Annotated in this window: 10 protein-coding genes and 1 riboswitch; of the genes, 2 read left to right on the forward strand and 8 right to left on the reverse strand. The window is 68.2% G+C overall.

The features are described from left to right. Window positions 1-102: 102 nt before the first annotated feature. The 5 genes from ACE5CZ_RS12305 to ACE5CZ_RS12325 form a co-directional block, all read right to left on the reverse strand. Window positions 103-1,617 carry a bifunctional hydroxymethylpyrimidine kinase/phosphomethylpyrimidine kinase gene (locus ACE5CZ_RS12305; RefSeq protein ID WP_374947621.1) on the reverse strand — a complete coding sequence of 505 codons (1,515 nt, stop codon included), beginning with the start codon at window positions 1,615-1,617 and terminating at the stop codon, window positions 103-105. Beyond that, window positions 1,617-2,267, reverse strand: a complete 651-nt coding sequence (gene thiE / locus ACE5CZ_RS12310; RefSeq protein ID WP_374947622.1) for a thiamine phosphate synthase — start codon at window positions 2,265-2,267, stop codon at window positions 1,617-1,619. The genes ACE5CZ_RS12305 and thiE overlap by 1 nt, the downstream gene beginning before the upstream one ends. Next, window positions 2,264-3,070, reverse strand: coding sequence for a hydroxyethylthiazole kinase (gene thiM, locus ACE5CZ_RS12315; RefSeq protein ID WP_374947623.1), 807 nt, complete (start codon window positions 3,068-3,070; stop codon window positions 2,264-2,266). Before thiM ends, thiE begins: the two co-directional genes overlap by 4 nt. Further along, window positions 3,064-3,155: riboswitch (TPP riboswitch) on the reverse strand. (Overlaps the previous gene by 7 nt.) Before the next feature lie 46 nt (window positions 3,156-3,201). Further along, a complete protein-coding gene (locus ACE5CZ_RS12320; RefSeq protein WP_374947624.1) occupies window positions 3,202-4,101 on the reverse strand; it encodes an SDR family oxidoreductase in 900 nt (299 codons plus the stop codon). 56 nt (window positions 4,102-4,157) lie between these two features. Beyond that, window positions 4,158-4,628 carry a MerR family transcriptional regulator gene (locus tag ACE5CZ_RS12325; RefSeq protein ID WP_374947625.1) on the reverse strand — a complete coding sequence of 157 codons (471 nt, stop codon included), beginning with the start codon at window positions 4,626-4,628 and terminating at the stop codon, window positions 4,158-4,160. An 84-nt stretch (window positions 4,629-4,712) separates the two neighbouring features. On the opposite strand from ACE5CZ_RS12325, the gene ACE5CZ_RS12330 reads away from it, so the two are divergent. Together ACE5CZ_RS12330 and ACE5CZ_RS12335 are read left to right on the forward strand one after the other, a co-directional pair. Then, window positions 4,713-5,651, forward strand: coding sequence for an alpha/beta hydrolase (locus tag ACE5CZ_RS12330; protein ID WP_374947630.1), 939 nt, complete (start codon window positions 4,713-4,715; stop codon window positions 5,649-5,651). A 40-nt stretch (window positions 5,652-5,691) separates the two neighbouring features. Next, window positions 5,692-6,633 carry an ester cyclase gene (locus ACE5CZ_RS12335; RefSeq protein WP_374947626.1) on the forward strand — a complete coding sequence of 314 codons (942 nt, stop codon included), beginning with the start codon at window positions 5,692-5,694 and terminating at the stop codon, window positions 6,631-6,633. 80 nt (window positions 6,634-6,713) lie between these two features. Here the strand turns inward: ACE5CZ_RS12335 and ACE5CZ_RS12340 are convergent, their stop codons facing one another. The 3 genes from ACE5CZ_RS12340 to ACE5CZ_RS12350 all read right to left on the reverse strand — a co-directional run. Then, a complete protein-coding gene (locus ACE5CZ_RS12340; RefSeq protein ID WP_374947627.1) occupies window positions 6,714-7,523 on the reverse strand; it encodes a class I SAM-dependent methyltransferase in 810 nt (269 codons plus the stop codon). Beyond that, window positions 7,520-8,308 (reverse strand): ABC transporter ATP-binding protein, encoded by a 789-nt coding sequence (locus ACE5CZ_RS12345; RefSeq protein WP_374947628.1) that lies wholly within the window; start codon window positions 8,306-8,308, stop codon window positions 7,520-7,522. The genes ACE5CZ_RS12340 and ACE5CZ_RS12345 overlap by 4 nt, the downstream gene beginning before the upstream one ends. Window positions 8,309-8,322: 14 nt before the next feature. Next, on the reverse strand, window positions 8,323-9,151 hold an 829-nt coding region (locus ACE5CZ_RS12350), incomplete at its 5' end, for an ABC transporter substrate-binding protein (RefSeq protein ID WP_374947629.1).

The following is a 9,151-nucleotide window of genomic DNA, read 5'->3' on the forward strand; positions in this document are numbered from 1 at the left end:
GCTTGCTCGAGGAGAGTGACTCGTTCTACGGGTTCGGTCATGCTCCAATTATCGGTCGCAGGCGTGGTGCCCCGGGTCTATGCCGGCGCGTCACCCTTGAAACTACTCGGCGGTCTGCGTGGTGGCAGGCGCCGCAAAGAACGCGAGCTCGTGCTCGGCAGACCGGGTGAACGCATCCCGCATGGCCGCGCGACCCGCGTCGTCGGCGCGAGCGGCGGCATCCATCACGAACGAGACCGCGGTCTCGGTCGACAACGCGATGCCCTCGTCGGAGTAGGTGTCGATCCACGATCGGTATGGATGCGCGTCGTGCGAGAGGGGCAGCAGCCGCACGCCGACGTCGTGGTACAGCCAGAAGCACGGCAGCAGCGCGGCGATGAGAGTGTCGTACCGGCCCTCGGCGCACCGGGCGAGCAGGTGGTTCAGATAGGCGGTCGTCGCATCGTCGGCACGCACATCGGCGAACGCGCCGTCTGCGAGCCACGAATTGTGCAGCTCGAGCTCAGCCGTGATCGATGCCTCGGCGGCGGCCGCCCAGAACGCCTGCTCGGCGACGGTGGGCGCCAGCGCGCTCGCGGTCGCCAGGGCGCGTGCGTAGTCGCGCAGGTAGAGCGCATCCTGGGCGAGGTACCCGCGGAACGCGCGGTCATCGAGCGTGCCGTCGCCGAGGCCGGACACGAAGGGCAGCGCGTCGATCTGCTCGCGCACGGCCCGGATGCCCTCCCACCACTCTGCTCGGAGCTCGCCCGGGGTCGGCCGCGTCAGCAGCCCCGCCCGCTGCCACATGCCGGCGAAGTGGCTGATGGGTCCGTTGCCGTGGCCGACCTCGAGTTGCGCACCGCCCCGGATGCTCTCGCTGAGCCAGCGCTTCACCTCGCCGACCGCATGAGCGGCGTCGGGCGACGAGACGAGCCGGGTTGCGAGGGCGGAGGAGAGCGAGCATCCGGTGCCGTGCGTGTTGGTCGTCGCGATTCGGGGAGCGTCGAAGAGAGTGGTGCGCACCTCGGAGCCTCGCGCATCGACCAGAGCGTCGGGCGACGTGGCGTGGTCGAGGTGGCCGCCCGTCGCCAGCACGAGCACGTCGAGCCGGGCCGACACCCTCGCCGCCTGCGCGAGCGTCTCGTTCCAGGTAGTGGCCTGCGGCTCGTCTGCGAGAATCGCCAGCTCGGGGATGTTCGGGGTGACGACGTGCGCGAGGCGGGCGAGTTCGCGCAGCGCACCCTCCGCATCGGCCTGCAGAAGCCTGTCGCCGCTGGTCGCCACCATCACGGGGTCGAGCACCACGACGGGAGGCCGCACGCGTTCGAGCCACTCGCGCACGGCGCTGATGACCTGCACGTCGGCGAGCATCCCGATCTTCACCGCGTCGATCGCCACGTCGTCGCTCACGGCATCGAGCTGCTCGCTGAGAAAGGCGACGGGAGGCACATGCACCGAACGCACGCCGCGGGTGTTCTGCGCGACGAGGGCCGTGACGACCGCCATGCCGTAGCCGCCGTTCGCCGCGATGCTCTTGAGGTCGGCCTGCACTCCGGCACCGCCGGTGGGGTCGGTGCCGGCGATGCTCAGCACGCGCGGAACCGCACGGCCTTCGATCTCGTTCACTGCGTCGTTCATCACGCGTTCCGCCATTCGGTCGCCAGATCTCGCGCCGCAGCGCGCGGGCTCGTCGCCGAGCAGATCGCCGAGACCACGGCGGCCCCGGCGGCGCCCGACCGGCGCAGTGGCGCGATGTCTGCCCTGCCGATGCCGCCGATGGCGACGGCCGGCAGGTGGGTGGATGCGGCCAGAGCCGCGAAGGCGGCGAGACCCAGCGGCGGCGGCGCGTCGGTCTTGGTCGTGGTCGAGTGCAGCGCCCCGATGCCGACGTAGTCGACCGCTCCGGGGTCGTTCTCTGCGTCGCGCAGCTGAGCGAGCGTCGACGCGCTGAGCCCGATCACCGCAGCGGGTCCGATCAGTTCTCGCACCAGCGCGGGTGGCAGGTCGGACTGTCCGAGATGCACGCCGCCCACCCGCGCGCCGAGCCTGCGGGCGGCGAGAAAGACATCCACCCGGTCGTTGACGATCACCGTCACGGCCGCGGGCAGGGCGTCGACGACCCGGCACACGAGGTCGAGAAAGTCACGAGCCGTCGAATTCTTTTCGCGCAACTGCACGGCGGTCGCCCCGCCGGCGACGGCCTCGCGCGCGACCGAGAGAACCGTATGCCCGGCGGCGGCGGCGAGGGCCGTGTCGGTCACGAGATAGATCGACAGGTCGAGCGTCATGAGATTCTCGCCCGCGTGGCGATGTCGGCGCCGTCTATCGCGGCGAGGGCGTCGAGGAAGGCGGCCCCGAAGCTGCCAGGACCGGCCGATTCGACCGCGGCCAGCTCGGCGGCGATCGTATAGACGGTCACTGCAGCGACGGTGGCGGCCAGGTGGTCGTCATCGACCGCGAGGAACGCGGCCATCACGGCCCCGAGCGCGCATCCGCCACCCGTGATGCGGGTCAGCAGCGGGTCGCCGGTGGCGATGCGCACGACCCGGATGCCGTCGGTCAGTAGGTCGACGGGGCCCGAGACCGCGACGACGCCGCCGGTCGATTCGGCGAGCGAGCGGGCGGCGGGCAGGGAGGCCTCGACGGAATCGAGGGCATCAACCCCACGCCCGCCGGCACCCGTGCCCGAGAGGGCGATGATCTCAGACGCGTTGCCACGAACAACCGACGGACGCAGGTCGCGCAGCCGATGGGCGAGGGGAGTTCGCACGGGCAGGGATCCGATCGCCACCGGATCGAGCACCCAGGGCGTGGCGCCTGCCGCTGCCCCGGCCTGGGCCTCGATCATCGCCGCCCGCTGTTCGGGTGTGGGGGTGCCCAGGTTGACCAGCAGGCCGGATGCGATGGTCGCGAACGGCTCGGCCTCGCCGACGATGTCGACCATCGCGGGCGCGGCTCCCACCGCGAGGAGCGCGTTCGCCGTGAAGTTCACGACCACGCTGTTGGTGATGCACTGCACGAGCGGACTGGTCTGCCGCACCCGGTTCAGGGCATCGATGGTGGATTCGATAAATGGTTCTGACGTGCGCATGAGCGCGACATCCCTTCGCTAGTACGAACTAGATCAGGTTCGACGGGTTTGTTCTCAGCCCGGATGGGCACCCCGTGTCACGTAATGAGCGCCAGCCTAGCAAGCGCCCGCCGGCTTCGCCGACGGCACGGTCACGGAGTGACCATGCCTCCGTTTACGTTGAGCGTCTCGCCTGACACGTAGCTCGACTCCGCAGAGGCCAGGAACACGTAGGCGGGCGCGAGCTCGGCCGGCTGGCCGGCGCGCTGATAGGTGCTCTCGTCGTCGAAGGCCTTCAGCTGCTCGTCGGAGACGCCGCCCGACACCTGCAGCGCGGTCCACACCGGCCCCGGCGCCACGACGTTGACCCGGATGCCGCGCGGGGCCAGCTGCTGCGCCAGACCTTTCGAGAAGTTGTTGATCGCCGCCTTGGTCGATGCGTAGTCGAGGCGATCGGGCGCGGGCTGGTAGGCCTCGAGTGATGCCGTGTTGATGATGGTGGCGCCGGCGGTCAGGTGGGGGAGCGCGGCTTTGGTGAGCCAGAAGTTCGCGAAGACGTTCGTGCGGAAGGTCTGCTCGAACTGCTCGTCGGTGAGGTCTTCGAGCCGGTCGACGGCGATCTGCTTGCCGGCGTTGTTGACGAGGATGTCGAGCCCGCCCAGCACCTCGACGGCCTCGGCGATGATGTCGCGGCACGTGCTCGCTTCGGTGATGTCTGCGGCGATCGCGTGCCCTGTGGTGCCGGCCTCGTCGATCAGGCCCAGGATGCGATCGGCGTCTTCGTGCTCGGCGGGCAGGTGCACGATCACGACGTCGGCGCCCTCGCGCGCGAACGCGATGGCGACGGCGCCCCCGATGCCCGAGTCCCCGCCCGTGATCAGCGCCTTGCGCCCGGCGAGCCGCCCGGTGCCGCGGTAGGTCGACTCGCCGAGGTCGGGAACCGGCGTCATCTGCGCCTGCACGCCGGGCTCGGGCTGATGCTGAACAGGAGGTTCCACTCGCTTGTACTGGGTGACCGGATTTCCGAAGGTGTACTGATCGCGTGCAGTCATGTGCTCAGACTAGGAGAAGGAGATCGGGAAGGCGTGGAGATGGAACATCTCGGTCTTCAATTGGGCTGAGAACGAATCTGCCACGGCGTTGCCCCGACTGCTGCCTCAACGGCAAGGCAGGTGGGTGCCTCTCCGGTCCACAAGCGACCGGCTTTCCCTGCCTCGAGGTATTCGGCGTAGAGCCGCGCCTTCGCCTCGATGACACTGAGGTTTTCGACCAGGCCTGCCAGCTCCTGGCGCACGCGCGCTTCGTGGGCACGCAGCAGTTCCATGCGCTCGCGCTCGTTTCCGGGTCCGGCGGCGACGAGCTCGGCGTAGTGACGGACGTCTCCCACCGGCATCCCGATCGAACGGAACCGCATGCACATTCGAAGCCACTCCACGTCGACCTCGGTGTACACGCGTCGGCCACTCCCGTCGCGCTCGACCCTTCCAGGAAGCAGACCTTCTCGCTCGTAGAAGCGCAGCGTATGCACGCCAAGACCCGTCTCTTCACTCACCTCGCCGATGAGAAACTCTTTCGCCATTCCGCACCACCATCTACTTGACCTAGAGAGTGGTCTAGATCGTAGCGTGAACCGCAAAGAACGACGGATGGAGTTGTAGTGACGATGAAAATGGATGTCGAGCTGGGGGCTGCCCTGTCTGAACTGACCCAGGACGACGAGCCCGCAGGTACCAGAACGTGGCAGGAGATTCGCCAAGCGACAGATGAGATGTACCCGACGCTCACCCGGGCTCTGGAGCGACCAGAACTGGACGAACGAATTTACGAGGCTTCGTCGGTCGACGGGGCCAGCGTTGCGCTCCACTGGTTCTCACCTCGGGCCGTAGACAGCTCGCATCGAACGGCGGCGGTGGTGCACGCCCACGGGGGTGGGATGATCGCGGGTTCGGTTGCGCTCTTCGCACCCTACGTGCGTGAGTACGTGGCCCGATCCGGTGTTCCGTTTCTCTCGGTCGATTACCGGCGGGGGCCGGAGGCTTCCGGCGAGCTGCCAGGACAGGACGTTTTTGCCGGTACCCGCTGGTTGCACGATCACGCCGCTCAGCTCGGCGTCGACCCGGAACGGATCGCGGTGATGGGCGAGAGCGCGGGCGCGGGGCTCGCCGCCGTCAGCGCCATTCGCGCCCGGGATGCGGGCTTGCCGGTTGCGCGGCAAATCCTCATCTACCCGATGTTGGACGACCGAACAGTGACGTCCGACCCGCACACAGCGCCATTCCTGACCTGGTCCGCCAACGACAACCGCGTCGGCTGGAACGCCGTGCTCGGTGACCGCCGGGGAACCGACGGCGTGCCCGCCGTGATCGCACCCGCTCGCCTCGACGACTTCTCCGGCCTGGCTCCGGCCTATCTCGAAGTCGGTGCACTGGATCTGTTTCGTGACGAAACGGTGCGGTATGCCTCATCTCTGTGGGCGGCGGGCGTCGACGCCGAACTTCAGGTTCTTCCCGGCCTGACGCACGGTTGGGACCAGTTCGCGCCGACCAGCCGCGTGCGAGCGGCGACACTCGAACGACGAGTGCGCATCCTTCACGCGATCTAGTTCATACAGCAATCAGCCCCTATTAAAGACAGGAAAGATCATGACCGACATCGACCTCCGCGCCATCTACGCGCGCTACCTGGCTGCCCTCAACGCCCGCGAGTTCGAGCGTATGAGCGAGTTCGCTCACGAGACGCTGACCTTCAACGGCGAGGTCATCTCTCGCGACGACTACACCGCCGAGATCAAGGCACACCTGGATGCCGTCGACGAGTTCGCCTGGAACCTCGAGGACATCGTCGTCGAGGGCGACCGCGTCTCCGTTCGTCTCCGCGACACCGGCACGCCCGTGAAGGAATGGCTCGGGCTGCAGCCGACGGGATCACGAGTGGAGTTCACGGAGTTCGGAGTGTATCGATTCCGCGAGGGCCGCGTCGAGCAGATGTGGTACTTGCTCGACTTCCAGGCGATCGAGCGGCAACTCGCTGCCGGAGCCGGCACCGCCGCCTCGACTTCCGATAGGCAGGACCAGAGGCAGGGGTCATCCTCTGCCGCCGGTGAGGCCGAGTTCACGGCCGCCGAGGCAGAGGTGCTGCGCTATGAGCCAGCCGAGCTGAAGGCCCCGAATCACAACGATGTGCGGTCGTTCGTTCACGCCTGGTTCGCCGCGTTCGACCACGCTGCTGAGGCGGAGTTCTTCACGACTCACCTCGACGACGGCGACATGACGTTCACCCTCGACGGCGACGCGCTGGCTCACGATCACGCGTCGTTCCGCGATTGGTACGCCGACGCGCTGCGTCACATCCCCTGGGACTTTCACAGCATCATCGAGATCGACATCGCCGGCAATCACCGAACTGGCTGGACGCTCGAGTTCTTCTTCCGTCATGTCGGGAAGTGGCTCGACGAGCCGAACACATCGACCGGCCGGCCATTCAATCGAGTGCTCCATGCCACCTGGCGGCTCGAGCACACCGGCTCAGACTTTCTGATCCGGCGCTATGACCTCACGATCGCGCAGAACACCATGCCCATCTGATGTCCTATCCCGCCGGTGGCATCGCGATGCTTCCGCCGCAACCGAACGACGCTGCAGCAGGCTCAGGCTCACGCTCAGGCTCAGCGCGGTGCGGTCACCCCGTAGACCACGTGGTCGTCGAGGTACTGCCAGACCGTTCCGGTCTCGACGAAGCCGGCGCTCTGCAGGCTCTCGAGATGAAAGCCGAGCGTGACCTTCGGCGGCGCCACGTGCAGTTCGGCGCCCCAGACCTCGCTTCGCCGTTGCAGCGCGGCCGCATAGCGCGGAACGTCGGCGACGGCCTGCCACCATTCGTCCCACGTGTCGGTGTCGCCTGCGAAGGTCTGGGCCTGCATCGCCGCGTCATCCGCCAGCGCGATGCGCGCGAGGGTGCCCTCGTGCTGGGCGCTGTACGAGAGGTGGTCGCCGTTCAGCAGGATGCCGCCCGGTCGCAGCAGACCCGGCAGCGTGCGATACACGTCGACGAGGTCGCCGGGCTGAAGCCAGTGCAGGGCCGTCGACGAGACGATGGCGTCGAACGGGGCCGACGCGATCGCCGGATGCTCCGACCAGTCGGCGCGCGCGAGGTCGACGTCGGCGGTCTGCAGGCGAGGGTCGTCTGCCGCGAGGTCGTCGGCGATCGCCAGCAGCGCGGGGTCTTTGTCTGCCACGACGGCGCGCGCTTTCGGAACGTGACGGAGCACGTGCAGGGCCAGTGCGCCAGTGCCTCCGGCGAGGTCGAGGATGCGCGGCTCGGCGACGTCGACGCAGACGCCGGCGACGACCCGGGCGATGGTGTCGAAGCGCTGCGCCCGGTGCCGGATGTAGCCGGTCTGCTGAGCATCCCATCGAGCGGCGAGGCTGCGGGCGGTGTCGAGGGGGCTAGTTTCTGTCGAGCTGAGTTCTGTCATGCGGATTCCTTTGTTCGGGGAGCGGGGCAGAGGGCGGGAGGAGTAGAGGGAAGAGAGAAGAAGAGGCGCGTCAGCCCATCCGGTGTCGCTGTGACCCGGGTCGTCACGTCGTAGACGGCATCGAGCAGCCGAGGCTGAAACACCTCGGAGGGGCGGCCGGCACCGACGACGACTCCGCGCTGCAGAACGACGACGCGGTCGCAGACCTGGGCGGCGAGTTCGAGATCGTGCAGCACGACCACGACGGTCGGGGCGATTCGTCGCAGCAGCGAGATGATCTCGAGCCGGTGCCTGATGTCGAGGTGGTTGGTGGGCTCGTCGAGCAGAACGTGACTCGCGCCCTGGGCGAGCGCTCGGGCGAGGGCGACGCGCTGCAACTCGCCGCCCGAGAGTGTCGAGAGCCGATCGAAGGCCCGGTGCGACAGGTCGACCGCGTCAAGGGCGTCGGCCACGCGGTGATCGAACGCGGCCCCGCCAGAGCGCAGAACGCCGTTCTCGGCGATCCCGCCGAGCGAGACCTCGTCGACGATGCGCAACGAGGCATCGGGTTCGCTGCGCTGCCCGACCTCTGCCACCCGGCGTGCGATCCAGCGTCGGTTCTGGATGCGGAGATCGTGGCCATCCAGAACGATCCGGCCCGCCGACAGGGGCGTCGCGCGAACCAGCGCGCGCAGCAGGGTGGTCTTTCCGCTTCCGTTCGGACCGACTATCCCGGTCACCGCGCCGGTGGGCGCCTGGAACGATACCCCGTCGAGCAGCACTCGGTTTCCGGCGCGCACGGTCACCCCATGCGCCTCGATCACGGCAGGGTCGCGAGGAGTGCGGCCAGCTGCTGCGGGCCCTGGGTCGAGAGCACGCTCGGCGGGTCGGTGTAGGCGAACTGCAGTGCCAGAACGCGGTCATTCCGAACCGCCGAGAGGGCGGAGACACCGGGTGAACTCATGAAGCTGTCGATCACGGTCTGCGGTTCGCCGTCGGAGTAGAGCAGCACGATCGTGCCGGGGTCGCGCGAGATGATGTCCTCGATGTTGGCGTCGAAGACCCGCTCCCTTGAATCGGCGTAGACATTGGCGAGTCCCGCCGCGGCGAACACGGGGGTGACCATGCTCGGACCGCCGTACGGCGAGAGCACGCTTCCGCCGGAGGAGACGTAGAGGGCGGCGGCGGTTCCGGCATCCGGTGCCGTGGAACTGAGGCTCGCCGTGCCACGCGCGACGACCTGTTCGGCCTGATCGCTCTCGCCCAGCAGGGCGCCGAGGGTGCGCACCTCGCTCCACACGCGATCGAAGGTCGCGGTCTCGCTGAGCTCGGCGCCGGGGTTCGTGCAATAGGCGCTGGGCGAGTAGACGGCGATTCCGCTGGCCGCGAGGGCCTCTCTGTCGACCGCGTTCTCGGGGGCGATCACCAGGTCGGGTTCGGCGCCGAGGATGCTCTCCTGCGAGACGACCGAGCCGCCGGTGGAGTTCTTCTCGGTCGACAGCAGGTCGAGCGAGTCGAGCGTCGTATAGGTGGAGTCCTCGAACAGGCCCTCCTGCACCGCCGAGGTGAGGGCGACCACGCGGTCGACCGCGCCCAGGGCCTCGAGGTTCGGCAGCGCATCGTTGTTGACGAGTACGACGCGCTGGGCC

The organism is Agreia sp. (assembly GCF_964263775.1).
Classification (GTDB): domain Bacteria; phylum Actinomycetota; class Actinomycetes; order Actinomycetales; family Microbacteriaceae; genus Agreia.